This is a genomic window from Acinetobacter halobius (genome assembly GCF_044130335.1).
GTDB lineage: Bacteria > Pseudomonadota > Gammaproteobacteria > Pseudomonadales > Moraxellaceae > Acinetobacter.
Genome location: NZ_JBIQOD010000005.1, coordinates 11,953 through 38,324 on the forward strand (window position 1 = coordinate 11,953; position 26,372 = coordinate 38,324).

A 26,372-nucleotide genomic window follows, 5' to 3' on the forward strand; every position below is an offset into this window, starting at 1 on the left:
TCCTTAACCGTAGAATTTTTTGTTGTTAGCAGCCATGTCACGCAACATTTGTGGCGCTTCATAAGCCTTACCTAAGTGTGCATATTTGTCGCAAAGTGCAACGTATTCAGCAACACCTGTTTGGTCGATGTAACGGCATGGACCACCACGGAATGGAGGGAAACCTACACCCATAATCATCGCCATGTCTGCTTCAGAAGCAGTCGCTACGATGTTGTCTTCTAGGCAACGAACAGTTTCGTTACAGAAAGCCAGCATCATACGGTCAATGATTTCTTGAGCATCAAACTCACGTTTTTCTGCAGTTGCCACAGTAGCAACAAGCTCATACGCAGTTGGATCAACCACTTTGGCTTTTTTGCCTTTACGGTCAAGTTCGTATTTGTAGAAACCAACGTCGTTCTTTTGACCCAAACGTTTGTTTTCGTACATGATTTCGATTGAACCTTTGAAGTCTGGCTTCATACGGTCAGGGAAACCTTCCGCCATGACTTCTGCACCGTGAACGCCCGTGTCGATACCAACAACGTCGATCAAGTAAGCAGGACCCATAGGCCAGCCGAATTTTTCCATGACTTTGTCGACTTGTTGGAAGTCAGCACCGTCTTTCAATAGCAGGTCAAATGCACCGAAGTAAGGGAACAATACGCGGTTTACAAGGAAACCAGGGCAGTCGTTTACCACGATTGGTGTTTTACCCATTTTCTGAGCAAGAACTACAGTGGTCGCAATCGCTTCAGCAGAAGTCTTCTCACCACGGATCACTTCTACCAATGGCATCATGTGTACTGGGTTAAAGAAGTGCATACCGACAAAGTTTTCAGGACGTTGTAGGTTTTCAGCCAAACGTGTGATTGAAATTGTTGAAGTATTTGAAGCAATGATCGTGTTGTCACGAACATTCTTCTCAGTTTCAGCAAGTACAATGCCTTTTACTTTTGGATTTTCAGTCACCGCTTCAATCACGATGTCCACTTCTTTAAACTCGTCATAGCTTAAAGTTGGACGGATGCGCGCAAGAGTTTCACCCATTTGAGCAGGTTTCATCTTCTTACGTTCAACTTGTTTGGTCAGTAAGCCATTTGCTTCTTTCATACCTAAAGCAAGTTGTGGATTACCAATGTCTTTCATGATGATTGGTGTGCCTTTGCTTGCCGCTTGGTAAGCAATACCGCCACCCATGATACCCGCGCCTAGAACAGCCGCTTGGTTTACAGGGTGCGCACCTTTTTCATATTTCTTCGAAGTTTTCTTCACCACTTGGTCATTGATGAATAGACCAATTAATGCACCTGCTTGTGGTGTAATCGCTGCTTTTGCAAAACCAGCTGCTTCAGCTTGCAGTGCTTCATTACGTGGAAGGCTTGCACCAGCTTGTAATGAGTCAAGAAGAAGTTTAGGCGCAGGGTATTGAGCAGGATTTGCTTTTGCAAGTACTGCACCTTTCGCCGAGTTGAACGCCATCATTTGTTCGATTGGGTTCAATTTAACTGGGTCAAGTTTTTCTTGGCGTTTTGCTTTCCAGTCTACACGGCCAGCAAGGGCTTGTTTAACCAAGTCAATTGCAGCGTCTTGCAGTTTGTCGGCAGCAACTACTGCATCAACAGCACCATCTTTCAGTGCAGCAGCTGGTTTTTTAGGATTAGCCATGGCCATCCATTCAACTGCATTGTCGATACCAATGAGACGGCTTAAACGAACTGTACCACCGAAACCAGGGAAGATGCCTAGTTTGATTTCAGGAAGACCGACTTGAGCCGCTTCTGACATCACACGATAGTCACACACGAGACACATTTCAAAGCCACCGCCCAATGCCATACCATTGATCGCAGCAACTTTAGGAATTTCTAAATCTTCAAATGCGTTGAAGATGTCGTGAACAGGCAATGCCCAATCCACAATCGCTTGTTCGCCTTGAGCGAAGTTTGCACCAAATTCAGTAATATCTGCGCCAACGATAAATGTAGATTTAGCCGAAGTAACGATTAAACCTTTGATGTCGCCGTTTGTTTTAACAGCGTCAATCGCGGCTTTGAAATCTTCAATCGTTGCACGGTTAAATTTGTTGACCGACTCACCTTGTAAGTCAAAGCGGAATTCTGCAATTCCGTCCGAAAGCATTTGGACGGTAATGGCATTGCCAGCGTGGATCATGCCTGATCTCCTTTATTTTGGAGGACTTCTAAGTTGATGTTGTGAAGCGAGTACGTCATTCCTACGTACATCTATGCTCCGCCAATCTTACGATAACTATATCGAAAAAGAACATAACAAGTTGTATCAAGCCGTGACGCAAGGGTCATCTATTTTTGTTCAATTGTTTTCTATGTTTATGTGCAGTGCTTTTGCTTGATTGTGCTTCAATATAATGAAGCTTTTGTTTCACTTCATGTTTTTAATGACAAGTATTTGAAAATAAGATGCGGAAGTTATTCTTATTTTCGTTCATGTTTTATTCTTATTTTGGGCAATTCAGTCAATTTTGAGAAATCTAGTTTGATTGAAAAGCTTGAAAACTCGTTCCGAAAAACATGAAATAGGCTGTATTTTGTGGCTTATGTTAAAATAGATATCAGATCACTTTTAGGTCTTCTCCGACTCTAGTCTTTTTATTCGCTTTCAGGTTTTTATATGATTAAGTGGATCATTCTGGCGATCTTTATTCTTTCTGCCCTTTATATTCAGCAACGTGGGAAAGTTCGTCACTCGTTTTATCGTCAATTTTTCGATCACTCAACGATTCTTGCGCCGATTAATTACCTCATGTACATGTTTTCAAAAGTACCGAATCAGCCGTATATCGAGACCCAGCATTTTCAAGACTTAAAAGTCTTGGATGAAAACTGGGAAATGATTCGAGATGAAGCGAAAGCTTTATATGAAAAAGGCGGTATTAAAGCATCAAGTAGTTATGATGACTTAGGCTTTAACTCCTTTTTCAAAACAGGCTGGAAGCGTTTTTATCTAAAATGGTATGACTCGGCACACCCATCTGCTATGGAGCTGTGTCCAAAAACCACAGCGTTATTGAAAACCTTGCCGACCATTAAAGCTGCGATGTTTACCGAACTGGCTCCCGACAGCCGTTTAGTTCGTCACCGTGACCCCTATGCAGGTTCATTACGTTATCACTTGGGTTTGCTCACACCAAACGATGACCGCTGCTTTATTGATGTGGATGGTCAGCGCTATTCATGGCGTGATGGTGAAAGTGTAGTCTTTGATGAAACTTATATTCACTATGCCGAAAACACTACGGATCAGAATCGCATTATTTTCTTTGCTGATGTCGAGCGTCCTTTAAAAACACGCTTTATGCAAAAGTTTAACCATTGGTTTGGTAAAAAAGTCATGACCGCAGCCAGCTCTCCAAATGAAGCTGGCGATCAAACAGGTGGGTTAAATAAAGTCTTTGGTTATGTCTATCAAGTGCGGATCAAAGCCAAAGCTTTAAAACAAACCAACCGCCAACTGTATTATTTTTTAAAATGGTTCTTGATGCTTGGAATTTTTTTCCTGATTTTTGTTTGCCCTTATATTTTTTGATATATGGGGAATTTAAAAACGTCTTTCGAGGCGTTTTTTTATGGGCCAAGGTTTTGATTTTATGATCTTACAAGCGAGATATTTTTGTGTAAGATAAGCATAAATTAGGGGGAAATATGCAAAAATTTCGTTCAAAAAAAGACTGGTGGGTGATTGGATTTATTATTGCCATGACAGGTCTGTTGCTACAGTTGTTATTCACAATGTATGCCAAAGGTACAATGTCACAGTATCCAATTCACACGGTGACCTATGTCCTCACAATTGCCGTGTTATGGTGGCCTGTTGTAAATACTCAATATCGAATTGAGCAAAATTGTTTGGTGATTACCAGTATGTTTTTGAAATGGACTATTCCTTTGGCAGATATTCAAAAAGTCAGCCCAAGTAATAACTCGGTTTCTTCACCAGCACTGTCCTTAGATCGCCTCAAAGTAGATTATCAAAAAGATGGAACTGTGAAATCTGTTTTGGTTTCACCCAAAGATCAGCAGAAATTTATACAGGCGCTACAACAAAGCGCTTGATACTAGGTCAAGCGCAATTTAAGAGCCCTCGATGCGATGATGTACGAGGGCTTTTTTGATCTTAGAAATCAGCCAATACAATTTTTCCCTGAGTGTGTTCAGACTCGATGGCAGCATGTGCTTGGCGCATATTCTCCGCATTAATACGTCCCATTATATGCTTGAGTGTGCTATGGATTTTTTGACTTTCGACTAAGGTTGCAACTTGTTGTAATAAGTGTCCTTGCGCTTGTATGTCAGAGGTTTGGAACATGGAGCGTGTGAACATAAACTCCCAATGTATCGCAACAGATTTACGTTTCAGTAAGCGAATATCGAGCTGCTCAGGGTCATCAATGAGCCCCAACTGACCTTGCGGTGCAATTAACTCTGCAATTTGGCTTAAGTAGTGGTCAGTATGTGTCGTTGAGAAAACATAACGTGGAGCAGGTAAATTCTGAGCTTGGATTTGCTCAACTAGAGATTGGCGATGATCTAACACGATATCTGCCCCCAATTGTTTAACCCATGCTTGACTCTCGGGACGGGAGGCTGTAGCGATGACTTGTAATTGGGTTTTAGCTTTGAGTAATTGAATGGCGATAGATCCTACACCACCAGCAGCACCAATAATTAGAATTGACTCATTTGAGGCATCATGTTGTTGTACTTGAAGTCGATCAAATAGCATTTCCCATGCGGTAATCGCGGTCAGCGGAATGGCAGCCGCTTCAGCAAAAGATAAGTTATGCGGTTTTAGACTGATAATACGCTCATCGACCACATGAAATTCAGCATTGCTGCCTGCTTTAGTCAAATCACCTGCATACCACACTTGATCGCCTACTTTAAAGTTTTCCACGTCTGGACCGACAGCGACGACTTCACCAGCAGCATCCCATCCTAAAATCTTGGACTGTCCATGTTCAGGTGAGACTCGGGTTCTGATTTTACAGTCGACGGGGTTTACAGAAATGGCTTTTATTGCCACTAAGACTTCTCTATTTTGAGGACTGGGTATATCGACTTCAATATCTTGTAATTGTTCGGCAGAACCAGCATGTAAATATCCAACAGCTTTCATAGTTTTCATCTCAAATTGGGTTTATGCTGAAAATGTTATCGTAGTTTTAAAAATGCTATATACGGTTAAATTCTGCATATAGTGTAAAAAAGGATACTGTTGAAATGGGTAAAGCAAAGCATTCACGCTTTAACTGTAGTCCAGGATGTTCGGTCGAGGCAGCAATTGGGATTTTGGATGGGAAATGGAAAAGTATTATTTTATGGCATTTGTTGACTGAAGACACCTTACGGTTTGGTGAGATTCGTAAACGAATACCGAATGTGACCCAACGGATGCTGACCAATCAGCTACGGGAACTCGAGGAAGATGGCATGCTTCATCGGGAAGTATATCCGCAGGTGCCACCCAAGGTAGAATATAGCTTAACCCCTTTGGGGCGTAGTTTACGCCCCATCTTATTGGCACTTAAAGCCTGGGGAGATGAACATCTTGATTTATATGGGCAAGTTTTAGTTGTACAGAAAGAGTATACGTAGCTGAAACCCCAGACGCTTCAGCAGAAGTCGTGGATGTTATTAAGTCGTGAACGGTCCTGACTATAATTTCCCTACTTAAAAAGCCAGAAATCTATCCATATCAGCCCATCAGTGCTCCGAGGTTTGAACGTATTGTGAACGAAAACGCACGAGAACATATCGAAAAAATTTTAGCCAATATGACCACATTACCGGGCGTTTACCGCATGCTCGGTAAAGACGGTGAACTGCTGTATGTGGGCAAAGCGAAAAATTTAAAAAATCGTGTTTCTAGTTATTTTGTCAAAACCATTGAGCATCCGAAGACGCAGGCTTTGGTGGCGCGGATTTATGACATCGAAACCTTAGTCGTTCGTTCTGAAACTGAAGCACTGCTGCTTGAACAAAACCTGATTAAGCTACATCGTCCACCCTATAACATTATGCTTAGGGACGATAAGTCCTATGTCTATATCTTTGTCTCTGCCGACAAACCGTATCCACGGATTGCATCGGGTCGGGGCAAAGGCAAACACCAAGTTGGGAAGTTCTTTGGACCGTATCCGAGTGCATATAATGCACGGGATACTTTGTTGGTTTTGCAAAAACTGTTTAATGTTCGCCAGTGTGAAAATAGCTATTTTTCGCAGCGTAAGCGTCCTTGTTTGCAATATCAAATTAAACGTTGTTCAGCGCCGTGTGTGGGACTCATTAGCCCTGAAGAGTATAAAAATGATGTCGATAACTCGATTCGTTTTTTACAAGGAGACACCAAAGAGCTGAATCAGGAACTGATTGCGAAAATGGAGCAAGCGGCCGAAGCCTTAGAGTTTGAGAAAGCGGTGTTTTATCGTGACCGTATGGCGCTATTGCGGGATGTCCAGTCACAACAAGCCATTTATAAGCTCAAAGGTGAAGCGGATATTTTAGCGATTGCTTATCAGGCAGGAGTGACCTGCGTGCAGATCATGCATGTACGCAACGGCAAAATGTTGGGAGGCAAAAGTTATTTTCCAGATATGCTTGGAGATGATTTGGGGCAAATGCTGGCTGACTTCATGGCGAACTTCTATTTCCAAGTGGCAGATGAAGTGCCTAGCGAATTGATTGTGAATGTCGAACTGCCCGATCGAAAAGAACTGGAACAGGCGCTACAACAACAGTTTGATAAGAAAGTACAGATTAAGCATAGCGTGCGTGAGACACGTGCAGAATGGTTAGAATTGGCACAGATGAATGTGCAGCATGCGATCAAAGGACAATTGGCCAATCACTTTGAGCTGAATGAGCGTTTCCATCAACTTGAACAAGTGGTGGGGCGTCCGGTTGATCGGATCGAATGTTTTGACATCTCACATACCATGGGCGAAGAAACCGTGGCTTCGTGTGTCGTGTTCGACAGCGGTGGCATTCGTAAGCGCGATTATCGTCAGTTTTCAATTCAAGACATTACCGCGGGTGATGACTATGCCGCAATGCGCCAAGCGCTGACTCGTCGTTATAAAAAAGCCATGTTGCCTGATTTACTCTTGATTGATGGTGGTAAAGGGCAGTTGCATATGGCGATGGACGTTATGCAAGAGCTGGGTTTAGAGGCCTTTATGGTTGGGGTGTCAAAAGGAGAGGGGCGTAAACCGGGCCTTGAAACTCTACACTTTACCGATGGAACAAAAATTCAGTTGCCTGAAGACCATAAAGCATTGCATTTGATACAACAGGTGCGTGATGAGGCGCATCGCTTTGCGATTACCAAGCACCGAGCCAAACGTGATAAAAAGCGTGGTTCATCCATTTTGGAAGTGATCCCGGGTTTGGGGCCGAAACGGCGCCGTGATTTATTGACTCACTTTGGTGGAATCCAAGGGGTGTTGAAAGCCTCGGAAAAAGATTTAACTTTGGTGCCTGGTTTGGGTGAAGTAATGGCGCGCACCATTTATAAAGTTTTACATGAATAGAGCAGCAGTCACCGCGTTGGCAAAAGTGCTCATTGACGCATGGGTCACTGATCATTCACATCAGTTGAATTGTGTTGTAAAGATATGGAGGGAATTTAAAACAAGGATGCTCTATGTCACTTCAACACAGTTATCAAGCTTTAGCAGAACAAGAATGGATAGATATACCTACAGGTTGGTTGCAAGGACGCACCATTTATGGGGGATTGGTTGCAGGCTTAATGATGCAAAAAGCATTGTTGACTGTTGCTGATGATACGAAACATTTACTCAGTTGTAGCGTAACTTTTGTTGGGCCAGTACAGCAGGCCAAAGTTCGTTTAACCAGCGAGATTCTACGTCAAGGCAAGTCAGTGACCACTTTGGAGGTACGCTTATGGCAGGATGATGCGGTTCAAAGTATTTTAGTGGCAAGTTTCGGAACACAGCGTGAATCGAGTATTCATGTGCATCAAGAACCTGTAGCGCCAACGTTTCCATCGGTTGAAGGTCTGACAACCGCACCGCATCATCCACTTGCACCCGAGTGCTTTAAGCAACTGGATATGGTGTGGGTGACAGGGCAGTATCCGTGTACAGCCAGTCCAGAACCTGACTTTTCAGGCTGGTATCGTTTTAACCCTAATTTGCATGAAAATCGTGACATGACTGTGGCAGACCTGATGGTGTCGATAGATATTTGGCCACCGGGTGTCTTACCCATGTTTAAAACGATGGCACCTGCAAGTTCGTTGACCTGGCATTTGACCTATGTGCATCCACTGAAAAATCAGTTACATGATTGGATGAAATTTCAAGTTGAAACGCAATATGCAGCAGACGGCTATTCGACGGAGTCTGCTTATTTATGGGATGCCGAAAACCGTTTAATCGCTATCTCACGGCAAACAGTAACCGTGTTTGCCTAGTGACACTGTACCTCAATTCGTATAAAGTGAGGCCTAATTACGATGAGTCGCATGCGAAAATAGATCGATGGTTTCATCGCGCATGAAGGGGAAAAATTGGCGGTGTCTATGACAGCAGGTCGAATCCTGAATATTCCAAACATCTTGACCTTGGCGCGTATTGCCCTAATTCCGGTCTTCTTATTGGTGGCTTATTGGCCTCCTGTAATGGGTATTGCTGAACACGCAGGCAATATGTCTCGTCATATTTTATTGACGTCTATTTTTGTTGTTGCTGCGGTGACAGATTGGTTTGATGGTTATTTGGCGCGGACTTTAAATCAGACTTCTGCATTTGGACGTTTCTTAGACCCTGTGGCGGATAAGCTGATGGTGGCAGCTGCACTGATTGTATTGGTGCAGTGGAAACCTGAAATTTCGATGGCATTTGCAGCGATTGTGATTATTTCTCGCGAAATAACGGTATCTGCCTTACGCGAGTGGATGGCCGAGTTGGGTGCACGTACCAATGTAGCTGTATCTACGGTTGGAAAATATAAAACCGCTTTTCAAATGATTGCAATTACGGTGTTCTTGCTGAATTGGCAACCGCTTGAAATGTTGGCTTATGCATTGTTGTATACCGCAGTGATTTTGACTTTGTGGTCGATGTTTATTTACCTCAAGGCAGCTTGGCCGTACTTAAAACAGCCTTGATTTTTAGATGTCAAAAAGCTCCTGAGGGAGCTCTTTTTATATCGAAGAGAAGTCAACTATGCGTTTCTTCCTCAGTATCATCTTCAAACGTTTTGGCAATTTTCTCAATATTTAGGCTCTTGGCCATCGCATCAAAAATTTCTTTATAAACGCCTTCCTGACGGTACAGTGCTTCATGTTCCCCATGTTCTGCAATACAGCCTTCTTTCATCACATAGGTATAATCGGCATCAATAATTTGCGACAAGCTATGTGAAATAATAATCACCGTTCGCCCTTGTTTGATCTGATCGAGGCTATGTTTAATCTGCTCGCTAGCAATCGCATCGAGGCTGGCGGTTGGCTCATCAAGAAAAATAATCGGTGGGTTTTTGAGGAACATGCGTGCCAGCGCAATGCGTTGTTGTTGCCCGCCTGAGAGCATCAGGGCATCGGATTGATAGGCTTCGGGCAATTGAAGAATTTGCTTGTGAATGGACGCTTTTTCTGCGGCAGCGTAGACTTCATCATCTGTGGCATTGATTTTTCCATAACGAATATTGTCTAAAATACTGCCTTGGAAAATGTGATTTTTCTGTAAAACGAGACCAATGTGATCACGTAAATAAGTGGTGTCTATGTCTTGTAGGTCAATCCCATCGAGCTCAATTTTTCCTGCATCAGGCTGATAAAACTTATCCAATAAGCTAATTAAAGTGGATTTGCCTGCGCCCGATAAACCGACCAACGCTGTGATTTTATTCGGTCGAATTTCCATGTCAATTTGCTTTAATGCATGATGACCATTGGGATAGAAAAAATCGACATGCTTTAAGGTAAATTTACCTTGAATTGTGGGTTTGAGCGTACCACTTTGCTCGATTTCATCATCGGCTTCTAAAATTTTAAAAAAGCTTTCCGCGTAAATCATCGCATCATTCACTTCATCATAAATACGGTGCAATGAACGAATGGGTGCGGAGACATTATTGAACAATAAAATATGAAACATGATCATGCCGATGCTCATCTGTCCATCGAGTACAAAGTACGCCGTGAGGATGATAATCAGCACAATCCCTATTTGTTCAATAAAGGTCTTTAAGCCATCAAATAAAAAACTGAGCTGCCGTGTTTGCATCTGGTTTTCGGTCAGTGCTTTTTGCAGTTTCAGTTGTTTGGTGGACTCAATAGACTCTCGGTTAAAGGATTTAATCACACTAATCGACTGGATAATACTCAGAATGCCTTGGCTCTTTTTTTCACGACCATCACGCAGTTTACGCCGCCATCCTCCTAGTTTTTTTGCCTGTTGAAAGGTCAGCCAAAAGTAAATCGGAATAATACTGGTTGCTACTAAACCGACATAAATATTGGCATAGTACATCAGTCCCAGTGCCACAATCGCACTGCTAAAGAGCGGTAAAATATCAATAAAAAAGATTTGTATGAGACGGGTGAGCGAACCAATGCCACGGTCAATTCGCGTTTGTAGCTTACCTGCTTGGTTCTGATCGGCATTAAAAAAGGTCAAACGATAGTTCAGGAATTTTTCAATAATACTTTGCGCCAAGTCTTGTGATACCAGAATGCGCAGTTTTTCCCCATAAAATTTTTGACCAAACTGCACCAAGGCACTGATGATTTCTTTGCTGAGTAAAATCACAGAAATGGTGATCAAAATGTGTAGGCCTTCGGTCAGTCCTTGGCCTTGTTCGACCAGACGGTTGATACTGTCGACGGCATATTGCAAAGTCAGGGCATTGACCTGCGCGGTGAAGGAACCAATCAGCGTCAGGATCAAGGTCGCAATCACCAATATCCGATAGGGGTGGACAAAGGGGCGAAGCTTTTGAAACAACTGCCAAAGGTTCATACATGCTTCTTTTTATTGTGAAAGTTCAGATGAGTGTATGCATAAGGAGGCTAGGCGACAAGCTGTGACTTTGTTTTGATTTGTGTCGTTCTAAATTCAGTTAAACTGTTTGCAGAGGAGGAACAGTCATGACCTTAGATCTGTTTAGTCCTGAACCGCAAGCAAACGTGCTCCCATGTGATGGGCAGGTGCAGGATTTGGGCTTGATTTTAACTGCGGAGCAAAGTGCAAAATATTTGGATTATTTTTTAGCGCATTTGGCATGGCAACCTGACGAGGTCGTGTTACATGGCAAGCGTTATGTCACGGAACGAAAAGTGGTGTGGTATGGCGATGCTGAGTATCAATATCACTATTCGGGGAGTGCCAAGCAAGCACTGTTATGGCATCCTGCTTTGTTTCGTTTAAAACAGCATATTGAGCAACTGGTGGGACATCCATTTAACTCATGTTTAGCCAATTTATATGAAAATGGTAGCCAAGCTGTGGGCTGGCATAGTGATGATGAACCTTCACTACGTTCGCCGCAGCAAGACAATGTGGTGATTGCCTCACTCAGTTTTGGTGCAACCCGTAAGTTTTGCTTTAAGCACAAGTTTAAACAGGAAAAAGTTGAGCTTATGCTACACAGTGGGCAATTGATCGTGATGCGTGGACAGACTCAGCGCTACTGGAAACATGCGTTGATGAAATCCAGTAAAATCACTGAGCCACGACTGAATTTAACCTTTCGCTATTTCTATCCCGCACAGCAAGGCTAAATAAAATTTAGGTCTCAATATTATGTAGCAGGTTGCATTTCTGTTCGATTTGTAGTGCGCTATGTCTTAATATTTCGACCATTTTTTTCAGATCGACAAATTCAAATCGGTTCTTCGAAGCCAATAAGGTCAGTGCCAACGGCGTATCTTTGGGTGAAAATTTGACAGGTACGGAAAGACTGGCAAGATTGGGGTCAAACTCGCCATTGGAAAAATAATAGCCCTGTTTCTTAATGGCTTTCATTTTCTGTAAAAATTCGTCTTGGCTCGCGGCAAAATTGACCTCAGCCAGTTGAGTAGCAAATTTTTGATAATATTCAATAATTTTGGCTTTGCTAAGCTGTGAGATCACCACTTTCGGCGATGAACCCAAATACACGGGACGTGGGCAACCCCGCCCATAGGAAAATAACTCAAGATCTTTAAAAACTTCACCATATAGGTCAATACAGTGCTCTGCGTTGAGCTGGGTGAGGATACAGCAAAATTCCGTTCGCTCAACGATGTCTTGCATAAAAGGAATGCTGATTTGTAATAACGGATCTGTGGTTCGAGAGATGTAGTCCAACACAGCAATTTGAGAACCCAAAGTATAGTCACCGCTGGTTCCGCTTAAACGCTGTAAAAGTCCTGCGGACACCAACTCTTTTAAGTAGCGATAACTTGTAGGTTGTGAAAGCCCCAGTTCGGCACTGATAGTATCGACATTGATAATCGGGCGTGACACAGAAAAGAGGCCTAAGACAGTGAGAATTTTACCAAAACTTGAAAGTGCCATAACAACCTACTGAGTCAAAAATCATCTATCTGAGCAATAGTGACTATATAACAAAAAACACATAACTTTGACATGGTTTTCTGTTTACGCAGAAGGCTTGAGAAACTTTTAATATGCAGAATTGGTCTGAAAAACAAGCGATAAAACACGGATAAAAAAGATTGTATTATCACATGGAGATATTTTGATTGACAAAAACAATTAATTTTGGAAAAATTGTCTATAGAAATGTCTTTTAATGAATAATGTTTCATTATTTTTTTGAGCATTTTCTTTCCTGTCACATGGTGCTGTCTTTGCCCATGTCTGTAAAAGACTTCATTTATTGGAATTATTTTTGATTCGTTTTCGCTTCTGGTGAGGATGAAGTGTTGCTGTTTGCTTGAGCAATACTGCGTTGAAGAATCCTGTAGATGTTGTCATTCAGCGCATTTAGAGATGATTTATGTTCCTGACCAAACAGTTAATTGCATTTCGTCCAAATAAATTGGATTGGATTTTTGCGAGTAAAACTTTTTTGGCAGGCATGCTCTCACTGTATGTGGCATTTTCCTTAGATCTGGCTTATCCCATTTGGGCTATAGGCACAGTCTTCGTGATTGCCAATCCTTATACTGGAATGGCCGCTTCAAAGAGCGTATATCGTGTTTTGGGAACGCTGTTGGGCGCTATTGTTTCACTTGCGGTTACCCCAAATCTGATTAATACCCCTGAACTATTCACCTTGTTTTTGGCGACGTGGGTCGGATTTTGCTTATATTTTTCTTTATTGGATCGAACGCCACGTAGCTATATTTTTATGTTGGCTGGTTATACCACAGTCATTATTTGCTACAACATTATTTATAACATTGAAACTACGTCAATGTTTGATATGGCGATTGGGCGCTTTATCGAAATTACGGTTGGAGTGTTATGTAGTGCCGTGGTGAATGCGGTACTGTTCCCTATGCATATTGGTCCTGTGGTGAAAACCCGTGTTTCACAGACTCTTCAAGATACCCGGGCAGTTTTTGATAAAATCCTCAATGCGGACGTAAAAGCCATCAATTACAGCGCTACGCTCAGTCATATCACGCGTGATATTGCTGATATTCATGTGATGGCTGTGTACTTGAGCTATGAAAAATCAGCATTACAAGGCATGACCAAACCCTTACAAGAAATGTTGCATCAACTGAGTATGTTGGTGACCAATCTGGTGGCGATGGCAGAGCGGATTCAGCAGCTAGACCACATTGATGTTGCGTACCGTCCTGCTTTAGAAAAAGTGCATGTGCAGATCGTCGAGTTTTTGCAAGGCGATCAAGCCATTTTAGAACAAGAACTAAACCATTTGCCTGAACAATTTGAGTCGAGTTTCCAAGACGTGTTTGACAGTGCCTTGCCACAGCAGCAAGTCATATTGGCCAGTTTAAAAATGGATGTGCGTCATTTTATTCAAAATATACGTGCCATTAAGTTGATTTGGCAACGTATTCAACAAGGCGATGACAGTTTACCTGCGACAGTGATCCCGATGAGTACGACTTATCCTAACCTACATCGCGATCATGGTGTTGCAGTACGTGGTGGTGTTTCTGCTTTTATCGTGGTGATTGTGGCAACTGGCTTTTGGATCGTCAGTGGCTGGAAAGCAGGTTTTATGATGGCGGAAATGGCGGCTATTTGTGCTTGCATTCTCACCAGTATGGACAACCCCGTTCCTGCCTTAAAAATTTTTATCCGTGGCAGTTTGTATGCGGCGATTATTGTCTTTATTTATGCTTATGGCATCTTCCCGCAAGTCAGCGCTTTTTGGATGTTAGCGATAGTGTTGGCCCCTTTTTGTATGTACTGCCTGATGCTGTTTTTACATCCGCCACTTACAGGCTTGGCGTTGCCTTTATTGATGGGTGTGGTCATGGGCTTAAACCTGCAAAACCGTTATCACCTAGATCAAGTAACGTTCTTTGATGCCTCGATTGGTACGGTGCTTGGTCCCATCATTTCTGTCTATGTGATTCATTTGGTGCGTGCGATGTCGCCGGACATTACCGCCAAGCGAATCCTGTCTTTACATTATAAAGCGATACGACAAGCGCTTTATTTACCTTATGGGGTCGAGTTTAGAGTGCATTTGCGCAGTATGTTGGATCGGATAGGCGTACTGAATACCAAGTTGGTCCAGTCTGATCGTTTGAAGCAAAAAATCAATTTGGCCCTGATTGAATCCAGTGCGGTGATTGATTTAACTCGGGTGCAAGAACTGATTGAAAAAATGCCTGTGCAGGCCTCTATCACGCTGCATCTACAAGAACTACAAAGCCAAATGGATGCTTATTTTTACGCTAAAGAATTAGACCATAGCGACCTACAGGTCAGACAACACATTTTGGACAAAATTCAGATCATTCAGGCCGAGCTTATACAGATGCAAGACCTAAGCATTGCTCGGCGTTTGCAAGTTTCACTGAATAATATTCAAAGCAGTCTCTGTCATGCGACATGGGCCGAAATGTCTCACGTCCGTTTGTTGGGAGCATAACGATGGGTGAACTTAATATCTATGGTGTCTATGTGCCAGTTTTGGTCATTCAGGCGGTATTGGCCTACATCGTATTACGGTTACTCATGCGGGTGACCGATCCTTGGGTCGACAAAGGTTGGATTTTTTTACCCAGTATTTTTTATTTATGCCTCTACATTACAGTGCTTGGCATGGTCCATTGGGGTTTTATCGTGAGCTTTGCCTAAGCGCACATCTGATTGAAATGAATGAGGTAAAATGAAATGGCATCCTTTGATTGGCGTAAACTGAGCCGTCCCTTCACTTCAGTGCTGATTGCGGGTATCGCGATCGCAGTGCTCGTGCATCTTTGGCATTATTATAATGCTGAACCGTGGACACGTGATGGGCGGGTTCGTGGCGATGTGATTCAAGTGTCTTCCGATGTTTCAGGCTTAGTCACTGAAGTTTTAGTGCATGATAATCAAAGCGTCAAACAAGGACAGGTGCTGTTTAAAATTGATGTGGCACGTCAGGCGCTTGATGTGGAACAAGCCAAATCAGACTTGGCTAAAGCCAAAGCCAGTTTGGCCGCCGCCGAAGCGGAGCTGTTTCAAAGCAAAGCCAATTTGACCAAATCACAAGCCAATAGTCACTTGGCCGATAAAAATGCAGAACGCTATGCCAATTTGATGGATGGTGCTATTTCAAAGCAAGAACAAGATCAGATGTTTGCCGTACGAGATCAATCACATGCCGAACATGAACAAATGCAAGCGGCGATTCAGCAGGCCAAAGCCAATATTGCGCAGCAACAGGCGTTAATTGATGTAGCCACCAGTAATTTACATTTGGCTGAATTAAACTTGAACCGTTCCGAAGTCCTAGCACCTGCCGATGGTACATTGTCTAACTTTGAGATGAAAGCAGGCAACTATGTCAAAGTGGGTCAAGCGGTAGCGGCGTTGTTGGATCGTTCACAACTTTATGTGGTGGGCTATTTTGAAGAAACCAAGTTAAATAAAATTTATCTCGGTGCTCCCGCAACCATTCAGTTGATGGGTGATTCGGGAAGTTTAAAAGGTCATGTGCAGGGCATTGCCTCAGGCATTGAAGATCGTGAACGAACATCTAGTACAGGTCTACTGGCAAATGTAAATCCAACTTTTAGTTGGGTGCGTTTAGCGCAACGCGTTCCTGTAAAAATTGCATTAGATGAAATTCCAAAGAATGAATTGGCATTTGTTGCGGGGCGAACTGTGACAGTACATATTATCGAGAAGAGCCACTAAATTGGTCTTTCTTCATCTCTTAAAAAAGCATCCTTATTGGATGCTTTTTTAAGATGGTTCGCTATGTTTCGAGAGACTCTGAACTAAGGAGTAAGTCCTTTGGGTTCACGATACCAACTTTCAATAAATAATGCAGCGGCAAGGCTATCTGCAGAGAGATTTTTCCCTCTGCCTTGTGCTTGGTAGTGACTTAACTCATCGCGGGCAGAGCGGGTACTTAAACGTTCATCCACCATCCACGTTTCAATATTGGTCTGATGACGTAAACGACGCGCAAATTTACGCGCGCGGGCCGAGAGTTCTGACTCACTATCATCCATATTCAGCGGTAAACCGACTAAAAATAGATTAGGTTGATATTGCTTGATAATTTTATGCAAATCATCCCAATTGGGAATGCCATCTCTCATGGCAAACAACGCCAAAGGTGTGGCACTTTCAATCAATGCTTGACCGACAGCCATGCCCATTTTTTGTGTACCAAAGTCAAATGCCATAATCATTTGGGGCGTGTTTAAATCAGGCATGTCCAATCTCAGATGACAACCAGGTTCTGTCGAGCCCCAACTTTTTGTAGGCAGCATCCCAACGGTCGTTATAAGGAATATTAAAAATCAAATCCATATCAGCATCACAGACCAGCCAATCACCACGAGCGAGTTCATCTTCCAATTGGTTTTTGGTCCAGCTGGCATAACCCAAAGCAATTTGATAACGACCCACACCTTCGTTATGAGCAATAGCATCTAGAATATCTTTAGAGGTAGTGATACAGATGTTTTCTCCCACCGCAATAGATGAGTGCCATGTTGGTTGGCCAGTATGTAAGACAAAGCCTGCTTCAGGACGTAAAGGGCCACCTTGGAGTACATCATGAGGGCGGACATGATCTGCTTCAATTTCAAGATCATTGAGCAATTCCTTAACAGAAAGTCCTGAAGGTCGGTTGATGATGATGCCTTGAGCACCTTCTTCATCGTGTCGAGCCAAATAAATCACCGTATTGGCAAAAAAATCATCTGCCATATCGGGCGGGGCAATGAGACAGCGATGCGTCAGATATTGTTTGCTCACCTAAAGGCTTCTCCTTGAAATTGAAATGCTTCTAGTAAATGTTCTTAATTACCACGTTACTAGACTAATGCCTATTCTCCAAATCTTTTTTTGTGATCCAATCTACATATTCTAAGCAGACTGGAACTTTAGCTGGCGTAATTGCTTGGCATGTTGCAGTGTGGTGTCGTTGATTTCAACCCCCCCTGTCATGCGTGCGAGCTCATTGATTCGCTCATCTTCTTCTAAACTTAAAATGGTACTGCTGGCCGGGTCAGTTTGGCGCTTTTTCACCAATAGATGTTGGTCGGATTGTGCTGCGACTTGGGCTTGGTGGGTAATACATAAAATTTGCACGTGTGAGCCTAAGTCGGCCAATAGGCGTCCCACAATTTCCGCCGTACCACCACTGATCCCGACATCAATTTCATCAAACACTAAAACTTCTGCTTCAGTTTTTTCAGCATTCATCACTTGCATGACCAAGGCAATACGTGAGAGTTCACCGCCTGATGCTACTTTGGCTAAGGGCTGAGGTGGGATACCTTTATTGGCTGTAAATAATAGTTGGATAAAGCTGAGTCCCTCACTTGAAGCCTGTTCCAAAGGTTCAAACTTAAACTCAAAATGAGCTTCAGGTAGGGCCAGTTGTTTCACTTGTTCGGTTAAATGTTTGGCCAGTGGTGCGGCTGCATCTTGGCGAATTTGATCCAGATGGTGTGCTTTATCTAAAAAGTCTTGATGCGAGCGCTCGACTTGTTCTGCCAGTGTTTCAGGGTCTTCTAATAAGTGAAGTTGTTCTAATTCGACTTGCCATTGTTCATATTCTTGCTTGAGCAATTCAGGCTGCGTGCGATATTTACGTGCAAAACGATGGAACATTTCAAGCTGTGTATTGAGCTCTTCCATGCGTTCAGGGTCGTAGCTTTGACGGTCAATAAACTGACGTAGGTTGGCTGTGGCATCTTCAAGTTCACTTTGCGCATTCAGCAAAGAGGTGTGAATCTCAGCCAATTGCTCACTACGGCCTGCATGCGACTCTAAACGACGAAGAATACTGGAAACTTCTTGATTAATGTTCTGCTCTGCATCATCTAATGCATTTAAGGCATAACTGCTGTCTTGCATGATGTTTTCATGATGTGAAAGACGGTCAAACTCTTGTTCAATCTCCTTGTAGTCGATTTGAACCACATCTTCGAGTTCTTCAAGTTGTAGGTTTAGCGTGTCGATACGCTGTTTTCGTGTGGCTTGGGCATCCAATGCTGCTTGGTGCTGACGGATGTCTTTTTGCCAAGTACTATAAGCTTCACGTACAGCCTGCGCTTCAGGGTAGAAGTTGTGATACAGGTCTAACCAGCGCTTTGGATAAGGTGGCTCTAACAGCTGTTGCTGACTGTGTTGACTGTAGAGTTGTACCAACAAACGGCCAATTTCTTTTAATTCAGCTAAGCTACTCGGACGGCCATTAATCCATGCTTTGCTTCGTCCTGTAGCAAAGATCACACGTCTTAAATGAATTTCGCCTGACTCATCATCGAGTTCATGTGACTTTAACCATGTTGCTTCAGGACTATGTTCTTGATAACTAAAAATAGCGGTCACATCGGCTTTGTCTGAACCAAAACGAACATAGTTAGTGTCGGTGCGTTCACCTAGACATGCTGACAGTGCATCAAGTAATAAAGATTTACCTGCACCTGTTTCACCCGTTAAGACATTAAAGCCTTGATCAATATCAAGGGCTAAGTGATCAGCTAAAGCAAAGTTAATTAAAGTTAAATGTGTCAGCATAAACGCATCCGAGCTGCGAAAAGTTTTAGTTTAAGATAGTCAAGTTTTATTCAGCCGACAAGACGGCAGTGCTATTGGTTTTAGTTAAAACTGGACTATTTTAGCTTGAATCCCAAAGACGACCTAATAGATTTTTAAATCGCGTCGTGAATCTAAAATTGGTAGCAAAGTTGTCCTTGGTTTCTAGATATATTCAAAATGACTATTTTAGAAGGCCTAGACAGGCAAAAATTAAGCCAAAGTGTAGAGAGAAGAGGTGCAATTGTACAATGGTCGGGCTTTAACAAAATATTGATTGAATGGAATAAAACATGGATTGATTAGTTAATCGCACATCTTTAAACTAGCACATCAATATGATTATAAATGCGCATTATCTGGAGTGTATGCATGTCAACTCAGTTCGATCATGTCTCTGTCATTAAAAAATCCAATGTTTATTTTGGCGGTTTATGCATTAGCCATACTGTACAGTTTGAAGATGGTACCAAAAAAACGTTAGGTGTCATTCTACCGACAGAGCAAGCATTGACGTTCGAAACACATGTGCCAGAGCGTATGGAAATTATTTCAGGCGAATGTCGTGTGCAGATTGCAGACAGTGAAGAGAGCGAATTGTTCCGTGCGGGACAGTCTTTTTACGTGCCTGGCAATAGCCGTTTCAAAATTGAAACTGATGAAGTTTTAGATTACGTGTGTCATTTAGAAGGCTAAGCTTTCAGACGATACTCACTAAGTAATTTTAAGCAAAATCAGTTAAACTAGATATTGCACAGCAATCCTGTAAAGTCAGCTTTACAGGATTTTTATTTTGGCACATCGTGTCGATGGTGATTTATCTTTTAGAGGTCCTACATGGCTAAACCTGAATATTTTTATGGCGTTCATTCGGTGGAGTCATTGTTGGAGCTTGAGCCTGAACGTGTGCTCACACTTTTTACCTTAAAAGGGCGTGATGACCAGCGTTTAAAGCGTGTACTTGAGTTGGCTGAACCGTTTGGGATTAGCGTACAACAAACGGGCCGTGATCGCTTGGAAAAAATGGCTGGCTTGCCGTTCCACCAAGGAGTGGTTGCCGCTGTTCGTCCTAATCCAGTTTTCAATGAAAAAGATCTAGAAGCTTTACTTAAACAGTCGCCAAATTGTTTATTGCTGGGTTTAGACCAAGTCACCGATCCGCATAACCTCGGCGCATGTATCCGTACTGCTGCTGCAATGGGCGTTGAAGCTGTGATTGTGCCTCGTGATCGTTCTGCAAGTTTGACCCCGACTGCACGCAAAGTTGCGGCAGGTGGTGCTGAAAAAGTTAAATTTATTCAAGTAACCAATTTGGCTCGGACGTTAGCGCAAATTAAGGAAGAATTTAATGTGCGTGTGGTTGGTACCATGTTGGATGAAAATGCCTTGCCGCTACAACAGTTCGATTTTACGGGCACTGCTGTATGTGTGGTGATGGGTGCTGAAGATACAGGCCTGCGTCCAATTACCCAGTCTCAATGTGATCAAACAGTATATATCCCGATGGCAGGCAACTTGCAAAGTCTGAATGTCAGTGTAGCAACGGGTATGGCTTTGTATGAAGCATGTCGTCAACGTAATATCTAAAATTTTTTAATTTCCGATTCAATTTAAATCCAATGATGACCCCTCAAAAACAAGGCTATGTATTTATTGCCATCACCATGTGTATTTGGGGGGGATTTACCTTAACGGCTCGGCTCAGTGCCAATTGGGGCATTGGGGCGTGGGATATTACTGCCTTACGTTTTCTCTTGGCATTTTGCATCTTAATGCCGATCTTGATCTATAAAAAGGATACTGCCTTTTTGTGGAAGAAAGAGCCTTTTATTTTGGCGATGATTGGTGGGGTATGTTATTGCATCACCGCTTATAGTGCCTTTCATTATGTGCCTGCGGCACATGCTGCGATCTTTCTCAATGGCTGCATTCCACTTTGCACGGCTGTCGCGGCTTATCTTTTATTTCGGCAGCCCTTTGACCGGCATACTTGGCTTAGCCTCAGTATAATGTTGCTTGCACTGACGGTCATGAGCGGGTTGATGTATCAAGAAACAGGTATCGCTTTTAGTTTAGGGGATGGTTTATTTTTCCTCAGTGCCGTGCTTTGGGGAACATTTACTGTCTTGCTTCGGCAATGGAAATTATCTGCGTGGCATTCCATGGCAGGTGTTGCGGTTTGGGCTGCGATTGTATTTGTACCAATTTATGTTTTGTTTTTGCCCAAAACCCTCGCACATGTGCAACCTGTGCAATTGATTGCTCAGGTCATATTTCATGGCATATTTGTGGTGATTGTAGCGACTCTTACTTATGTGGAGGCTATTAAACGTTTGGGGGCATTTAAAACAGGCAGTATTGTCACCTTAGCACCATTTATTGCTGCAATAATTGCAGTTCCTCTGCTCAATGAGCCGCTGAGTGTTGCCATTTTATGTGGGCTTGTAGGGATGGGGATTGGTGCCTTGCAGCCTTGGCGCTGGATACGTAAGGACAGTTTGAAAGCCCAACTCGTGCAACAAAAAAAGCAGTGATAATCGACTGCTTTTTTTAGGCTTCTGAACGAGCTAAATACTTTAAATGCAAAGGTCTGAGCTGTGCGTATAAGTGCTCCAAATGTCCATCATTTATCACAATATCATTGGCTAAAGCCTGTTTTTGCTCGCGTGGCATTTGAGCTTGAATGATGGCCTGAATCTGCTCAATATTTTGATGGTCACGTTGAGAAGCACGCAAAATTTGTAGATCTATAGAAGCATCAATCAACAGGGTGTGTTGGGTTAGTTCATGTTGATTGGTCTCAAACAGTAGCGGTGAAACCAAAATCACATAAGGGCTAGTCGCATCTTGCAATTGTTGTCTGATGGACTGGCGAATAGCAGGGTGGGTGATATTTTCCAATTGCGTGCGGGCAGCTGGGTCTTGGAAAATGTGTTCGCGCAAAGCGCGGCGATTCAGTTCGCCGTTGTCTAGGAGCACCCAATCTCCAAACTGGGCTTGAATTTGTTGCAGTGCGGGCTGACCTACAGCCACAATTTCTCGAGCAACCACATCTGCATCAACCACGTGAATGCCTTGTTGTTCAAACCAGTGACTTGCGGCAGATTTCCCGCTACCGATTCCGCCTGTCAGACCTAAAATAAATGCCATAGGTTTTATTAATTGCCTAAATAAATTTTCATAATTTGCTCTCCCCAAAGAAAAGCAATCCAACCTGCAATAGCAATATATGGACCAAAAGCAAAAGGTTGATTTTCTTTTCGAATTTTGAGCAAGATGATGCCGATGATTGCACCAACAAAAGATGAAAGTAGCACAATCAGTGGCAGTAACAACGGCCCCATCCAGGCACCTAAGGCAGCAAGTAACTTAAAGTCGCCATAGCCCATGCCTTCCTTGCCAGTGATAAGCTTAAATAGATAATAGACGACCCATAAGCACAAGAAGCCAATGATATAACCCCAAATGGCAGCGGTGGGAGAGGTATAAATAGCATAACTATTTATTGCTAAACCAAGTGCTGCAAGCGTGAGAGTATAGCGATCTGGCAGGAGCTGCGTATCAAAATCAATAAAGGTTAAAGCGATGAGAATGTAGGTTAAGACTAGGCCAAAAAGCATTTGGATGGTTGGACCAAAGACCGCGACCACGATCAATGCACACGTGGCTGTGAGCAGTTCAATAGCAGGGTAACGAATGCTAATTGGGTTATGGCAGGTGCCACACTTTCCACGCAGTACTAACCAACTAACCACAGGGATATTTTGATACCAGTGTATGGCACTGTTGCATTTGGGGCAAGTGGATGCTGGTTTGCTTAAGGTGAGCTTCGTTTCATCAATGATGGGTTGCTCAGGATGAAGTAACAGTTGACAATCAGTACGCCATTCTTGCTCCATCATTTTTGGGGTGCGGTAGATCACCACATTGAGGAAACTGCCAATACACAAACTAAAAACTCCAACCACGAAATAAAGTGCAGTTGGAGTGTTGATCAGAGAGGAAATTATTTCTTGCATTAAACCACAGAACCCATTTGGAAGATTGGTAGATACATGGCAATCACGAGACCGCCCACAAGTACACCCAAGACCGCCATGATCAAAGGTTCCATCATTGCAGTTAAGCCATCCACTGCATTGTCCACTTCATTTTCATAGTGAGTGGCAACTTTATCTAGCATGGCATCAAGCGCACCAGATTCTTCACCAATGGCAACCATTTGTACTGCCATGGAAGGGAATTTATTGGTCGCACGCATGGCAAATTGAAGTTGTTGACCGGTTGCTACATCCTCGCGGATTCTCATCACAGCTTCTTCATAGACCACATTGTTGGTTGCCCCAGCTGTAGACTCAAGTGCATCAATTAAAGGAACACCAGCGGCAAAGGTTGTGGAAAGAGTCCGGCTATAACGAGCAATAATTGCCTTATAAACCAAATCACCGAAAATTGGGGCTTTCAGCGCAGCTTTATCCAGCATGTCACGAAACTTTTTACTGCGCTTTTTGGTCTCGAGTAAAGCTGTAATTAAGATACCAATTACAATAATCAAGATAAACCAATATTTTTGCATCCATTCAGACATGTTGACGACCATTTGAGTAAATGCTGGTAATTCTGCGCCAAAGGAGGTAAAGAGTTCTTGGAAAACGGGGACGACTTTGACCATCAAAATAATCGTCACAATCACTGCAACCACAACCACGGTTGCGGGATATTTCATGGCTTTTTTAATTTTTTGTTTGAGTAACTCACTTTTTTCTTTATAAACCGCTACACGATCTAGCATCGTTTCAAGTGCACCTGATTGTTCACCTGATTCGACCAACGAACAGAATAAATTGTCAAAATATTGAGGGTATTTTCTGAGTGCTCCAGCAAAGGTATTACCGCCTTCAACTTCACCCTTAATGCCGAGGACGACTTCACGCATTGCTGGATTTTCTAAGCCTTCAGCCACGATTTCAAACCCTTGAACCAGTGGTACACCAGCTTTCATCATCGTTGCGAGCTGACGGGTGAAAATCGTGATGTCCAGCGTCGTCACTTTTTTCTTAAATACGCCTTCAAGAATATTCTTTTTCTTTTCACGAATACTTTTGATGGTAATGCCTTGTTTACGCAAAGTGACTTTGGCGAGGGCAAGATTACGTGCAGGCAACTCCCCTTTAATTTTTGCCCCTTTACGGTCTATCCCTTCATAATTGAAGGTTGGCATCATCTGTGCTTTCTTGACAGCCATGCGTTTATCCTTATTCTTTCAATATTTCAATTATTCGCTGGTTACACGATTCACTTCTTGTAAGGAAGTGACCCCCTGCATAACCTTGAGTAAACCTGAACGACGTAAATTGTTAAATCCTAATTTTGCTGAAGCTTCTGCAATCTGTAAGGCATTGCCGTCTTCCATAATAATTTTTGAAATTTCTGATGTAACTTTCATGACTTCATAAATGCCGACACGACCTTTATAGCCTTCACGACATTCAGCACATCCTACAGGCTGATAAAGTTTGAAGTCTGGATTTTTAATATCTTCTGCGGTAAAGCCCATTTCGAGTAAACTTTGTTCAGGAATGTCAGCAGGTGTTTTACATTGTTTACATAAACGACGTGCTAAACGCTGAGCGATTACGAGGTTGACTGAAGTGGCAATATTAAATGATGGCACCCCCATGTTGCGTAATCGTGTCAGGGTTTCAGGGGCACTGTTAGTATGTAGTGTCGACATCACCATATGACCGGTCTGCGCAGCTTTAATGGCAATTTCTGCTGTTTCAAGATCACGGATCTCACCGACCATTACAATGTCTGGATCCTGACGCAGAAAAGACTTGAGTGCGGCTGAGAAAGTGAGGCCGACTTTATTATTCACATTGACCTGATTAATGCCTTCTAAGTTAATCTCAACTGGGTCTTCGGCAGTTGAAATATTCGTATCTTCTTTATTTAAAATATTCAAACCTGTATATAAAGATACCGTTTTACCTGAACCTGTTGGACCTGTAATCAGTAGCATGCCTTGTGGTTTGTCCAAAGCTTGCATAAAGAGTTCTTTTTGATCAGGTTCATAGCCTAATGCATCAATCCCTAACATAGCGCTCGATGGATCAAGAATACGCAGTACCAGCTTCTCACCAAATAAAGTCGGCAGAGAGTTGACACGGAAATCAATCGCTTTGCTTTTTGATAGCTTTAATTTAATACGCCCATCTTGAGGAACACGTTTTTCGGAAATGTCCATTTGAGACATGACTTTCAAGCGAGAGGCAAGACGTGTTGCGAGCTGTAGTGGTGGGCTGGCAATATGACGAAGTACACCATCGACACGATAACGAACGCGATACGATTTTTCATAAGGCTCAAAGTGTAAGTCTGAAGCGCCCATACGAATCGCATCAATCAATAGTTTATTGATGTATTTTACAATTGGCGCTTCATCACCTTGCGGGGAGTCATCCTCCTCATCATTCGGCTTTTCAAAATCTTGTTCTAGATCTAAATCAATATCATCATCAGCAAATTCAAAACTATCTGTTTGAGTAAAGTTTTGCTCAATAAATTTTTCCAGTTGAGGGTGCTCAACAATAATTGCTTCAATGTTCATTTTAGAGTTGAAGCGAATCGCATCCATGGCATCCATATTGGTCGGATTGCTGGTTGCGAGATAAAGAATATTACCGCGGCGGAAGATAGGTAGAATACGATGTTTAGTGATGAGCTTAATATCAACAATATCTCGTAGAATTTGTGCTGAGTCATAGACACTTAGGTCAAAAACTGGCTCACCAAACTCCAATGAAATCGTTTCTGCGATAATTTTTGGAGAGAGTTTATGGCTTTCGATGAGATAAGGAACAATATCTTGTTGAGCCTTTTTGGCAGCAAGCATCGCCTGCTGCATATTTTCAGCAGTCATGCGTCCGTCTTCGACTAAGCGTCGAATAAAGCCTGTGAATTTAGGCAAACCATTTGATACTGACATTCCCCAAGTCCTTAACTTCTCAATTGTTTATAATTGGTATCGTAAAATTATACTTTTGTTGCACAAAAATACCATATCTGAAAGTGTTGTCACCACCTTAATATCGATTAAAAGCATGAACTGGTCGTAATAGCAGGCGGTTTTTTTTACAAAATGCTCTTTGTTTTGATCGGTGTGGTTTCCATCAAA

24 protein-coding genes are annotated in these 26,372 nt (G+C 42.7%); 13 read left to right on the forward strand and 11 right to left on the reverse strand.

Annotation, left to right across the window (positions count from 1 at the left end):
* Window positions 1-3: 3 nt before the first annotated feature.
* On the reverse strand, window positions 4-2,157 hold the full coding sequence (gene fadB, locus ACE01U_RS06220) for a fatty acid oxidation complex subunit alpha FadB (RefSeq protein WP_395578965.1): 2,154 nt from the start codon (window positions 2,155-2,157) through the stop codon (window positions 4-6).
* Window positions 2,158-2,634: 477 nt separating this feature from the next.
* Here fadB and lpxO point away from each other — a divergent pair, with 477 nt between their 5' ends.
* Both lpxO and ACE01U_RS06230 read left to right on the forward strand, forming a co-directional pair.
* Window positions 2,635-3,549 (forward strand): lipid A hydroxylase LpxO, encoded by a 915-nt coding sequence (gene lpxO, locus ACE01U_RS06225; RefSeq protein ID WP_395578966.1) that lies wholly within the window; start codon window positions 2,635-2,637, stop codon window positions 3,547-3,549.
* A gap of 116 nt (window positions 3,550-3,665) precedes the next feature.
* Window positions 3,666-4,076 carry a PH domain-containing protein gene (locus ACE01U_RS06230; protein WP_086209715.1) on the forward strand — a complete coding sequence of 137 codons (411 nt, stop codon included), beginning with the start codon at window positions 3,666-3,668 and terminating at the stop codon, window positions 4,074-4,076.
* A gap of 61 nt (window positions 4,077-4,137) precedes the next feature.
* On the opposite strand, the gene ACE01U_RS06235 is transcribed toward ACE01U_RS06230, so the two are convergent.
* Window positions 4,138-5,139 (reverse strand): zinc-binding alcohol dehydrogenase family protein, encoded by a 1,002-nt coding sequence (locus ACE01U_RS06235; protein ID WP_395578967.1) that lies wholly within the window; start codon window positions 5,137-5,139, stop codon window positions 4,138-4,140.
* Window positions 5,140-5,243: 104 nt separating this feature from the next.
* On the opposite strand from ACE01U_RS06235, the gene ACE01U_RS06240 reads away from it, so the two are divergent.
* The 4 genes from ACE01U_RS06240 to pgsA all read left to right on the forward strand — a co-directional run bounded on the left by ACE01U_RS06240 (window position 5,244) and on the right by pgsA (window position 9,156).
* Window positions 5,244-5,618 carry a winged helix-turn-helix transcriptional regulator gene (locus tag ACE01U_RS06240; RefSeq protein WP_086209713.1) on the forward strand — a complete coding sequence of 125 codons (375 nt, stop codon included), beginning with the start codon at window positions 5,244-5,246 and terminating at the stop codon, window positions 5,616-5,618.
* Between the two features lie 134 nt (window positions 5,619-5,752).
* Window positions 5,753-7,552 (forward strand): excinuclease ABC subunit UvrC, encoded by a 1,800-nt coding sequence (uvrC, locus tag ACE01U_RS06245; RefSeq protein WP_151706430.1) that lies wholly within the window; start codon window positions 5,753-5,755, stop codon window positions 7,550-7,552.
* A 113-nt stretch (window positions 7,553-7,665) separates the two neighbouring features.
* Window positions 7,666-8,460 (forward strand): thioesterase family protein, encoded by a 795-nt coding sequence (locus ACE01U_RS06250; RefSeq protein ID WP_395578968.1) that lies wholly within the window; start codon window positions 7,666-7,668, stop codon window positions 8,458-8,460.
* Between the two features lie 108 nt (window positions 8,461-8,568).
* On the forward strand, window positions 8,569-9,156 hold the full coding sequence (gene pgsA / locus ACE01U_RS06255) for a CDP-diacylglycerol--glycerol-3-phosphate 3-phosphatidyltransferase (RefSeq protein ID WP_086209710.1): 588 nt from the start codon (window positions 8,569-8,571) through the stop codon (window positions 9,154-9,156).
* Window positions 9,157-9,208: 52 nt separating this feature from the next.
* On the opposite strand, the gene ACE01U_RS06260 is transcribed toward pgsA, so the two are convergent.
* Window positions 9,209-11,011: an ABC transporter ATP-binding protein gene (locus ACE01U_RS06260; protein ID WP_151706432.1), complete on the reverse strand. Its 1,803-nt coding sequence runs from the start codon at window positions 11,009-11,011 to the stop codon at window positions 9,209-9,211.
* Window positions 11,012-11,139: 128 nt separating this feature from the next.
* Between ACE01U_RS06260 and ACE01U_RS06265 the strand changes: the two genes are divergently transcribed.
* Window positions 11,140-11,772 carry an alpha-ketoglutarate-dependent dioxygenase AlkB family protein gene (locus ACE01U_RS06265; protein WP_119064168.1) on the forward strand — a complete coding sequence of 211 codons (633 nt, stop codon included), beginning with the start codon at window positions 11,140-11,142 and terminating at the stop codon, window positions 11,770-11,772.
* 7 nt (window positions 11,773-11,779) lie between these two features.
* On the opposite strand, the gene ACE01U_RS06270 is transcribed toward ACE01U_RS06265, so the two are convergent.
* Window positions 11,780-12,550: an IclR family transcriptional regulator gene (locus tag ACE01U_RS06270; protein ID WP_086209707.1), complete on the reverse strand. Its 771-nt coding sequence runs from the start codon at window positions 12,548-12,550 to the stop codon at window positions 11,780-11,782.
* Between the two features lie 445 nt (window positions 12,551-12,995).
* Here ACE01U_RS06270 and ACE01U_RS06275 point away from each other — a divergent pair, with 445 nt between their 5' ends.
* From ACE01U_RS06275 to ACE01U_RS06285, 3 genes are read left to right on the forward strand one after another with little or no spacing between them, the layout of a single operon-like run.
* The gene (locus ACE01U_RS06275; protein WP_395578969.1) at window positions 12,996-15,077 is read left to right on the forward strand and encodes an FUSC family protein; all 2,082 of its coding nucleotides are present in this window, start codon (window positions 12,996-12,998) and stop codon (window positions 15,075-15,077) included.
* 2 nt (window positions 15,078-15,079) lie between these two features.
* Entirely contained in the window at window positions 15,080-15,286 is a 207-nt protein-coding gene (locus ACE01U_RS06280) for a DUF1656 domain-containing protein (protein WP_005400946.1), read from the forward strand.
* A gap of 36 nt (window positions 15,287-15,322) precedes the next feature.
* Window positions 15,323-16,330 (forward strand): HlyD family secretion protein, encoded by a 1,008-nt coding sequence (locus ACE01U_RS06285; protein WP_395578970.1) that lies wholly within the window; start codon window positions 15,323-15,325, stop codon window positions 16,328-16,330.
* Between the two features lie 83 nt (window positions 16,331-16,413).
* Here ACE01U_RS06285 and ruvX read toward each other — a convergent pair whose 3' ends face one another.
* The 3 genes from ruvX to recN all read right to left on the reverse strand — a co-directional run bounded on the left by ruvX (window position 16,414) and on the right by recN (window position 19,177).
* Window positions 16,414-16,857, reverse strand: a complete 444-nt coding sequence (gene ruvX / locus ACE01U_RS06290; RefSeq protein WP_395578971.1) for a Holliday junction resolvase RuvX — start codon at window positions 16,855-16,857, stop codon at window positions 16,414-16,416.
* Entirely contained in the window at window positions 16,850-17,404 is a 555-nt protein-coding gene (locus ACE01U_RS06295) for a YqgE/AlgH family protein (RefSeq protein WP_086209703.1), read from the reverse strand. The genes ruvX and ACE01U_RS06295 overlap by 8 nt, the downstream gene beginning before the upstream one ends.
* Before the next feature lie 111 nt (window positions 17,405-17,515).
* Entirely contained in the window at window positions 17,516-19,177 is a 1,662-nt protein-coding gene (gene recN, locus ACE01U_RS06300) for a DNA repair protein RecN (RefSeq protein ID WP_086209702.1), read from the reverse strand.
* Between the two features lie 390 nt (window positions 19,178-19,567).
* Between recN and ppnP the strand changes: the two genes are divergently transcribed.
* From ppnP to ACE01U_RS06315, 3 genes are all read left to right on the forward strand, one after another.
* A complete protein-coding gene (gene ppnP / locus ACE01U_RS06305) occupies window positions 19,568-19,891 on the forward strand; it encodes a pyrimidine/purine nucleoside phosphorylase (RefSeq protein WP_086209701.1) in 324 nt (107 codons plus the stop codon).
* 141 nt (window positions 19,892-20,032) lie between these two features.
* Window positions 20,033-20,782, forward strand: coding sequence for a 23S rRNA (guanosine(2251)-2'-O)-methyltransferase RlmB (gene rlmB / locus ACE01U_RS06310; protein ID WP_395578972.1), 750 nt, complete (start codon window positions 20,033-20,035; stop codon window positions 20,780-20,782).
* Between the two features lie 32 nt (window positions 20,783-20,814).
* Window positions 20,815-21,729: a DMT family transporter gene (locus ACE01U_RS06315; RefSeq protein ID WP_171327345.1), complete on the forward strand. Its 915-nt coding sequence runs from the start codon at window positions 20,815-20,817 to the stop codon at window positions 21,727-21,729.
* A gap of 16 nt (window positions 21,730-21,745) precedes the next feature.
* On the opposite strand, the gene coaE is transcribed toward ACE01U_RS06315, so the two are convergent.
* Genes coaE through pilB form a run of 4 tightly spaced genes read right to left on the reverse strand, consistent with a single transcriptional unit; the run spans window position 21,746 to window position 26,183 of the window.
* Window positions 21,746-22,345, reverse strand: a complete 600-nt coding sequence (coaE, locus tag ACE01U_RS06320; protein WP_119064163.1) for a dephospho-CoA kinase — start codon at window positions 22,343-22,345, stop codon at window positions 21,746-21,748.
* 8 nt (window positions 22,346-22,353) lie between these two features.
* Window positions 22,354-23,214: a prepilin peptidase gene (locus ACE01U_RS06325; RefSeq protein ID WP_110974246.1), complete on the reverse strand. Its 861-nt coding sequence runs from the start codon at window positions 23,212-23,214 to the stop codon at window positions 22,354-22,356.
* On the reverse strand, window positions 23,214-24,440 hold the full coding sequence (locus ACE01U_RS06330; RefSeq protein ID WP_110974247.1) for a type II secretion system F family protein: 1,227 nt from the start codon (window positions 24,438-24,440) through the stop codon (window positions 23,214-23,216). The genes ACE01U_RS06325 and ACE01U_RS06330 overlap by 1 nt, the downstream gene beginning before the upstream one ends.
* Window positions 24,441-24,470: 30 nt before the next feature.
* On the reverse strand, window positions 24,471-26,183 hold the full coding sequence (gene pilB / locus ACE01U_RS06335) for a type IV-A pilus assembly ATPase PilB (RefSeq protein WP_395578973.1): 1,713 nt from the start codon (window positions 26,181-26,183) through the stop codon (window positions 24,471-24,473).
* Window positions 26,184-26,372: the final 189 nt, after the last annotated feature.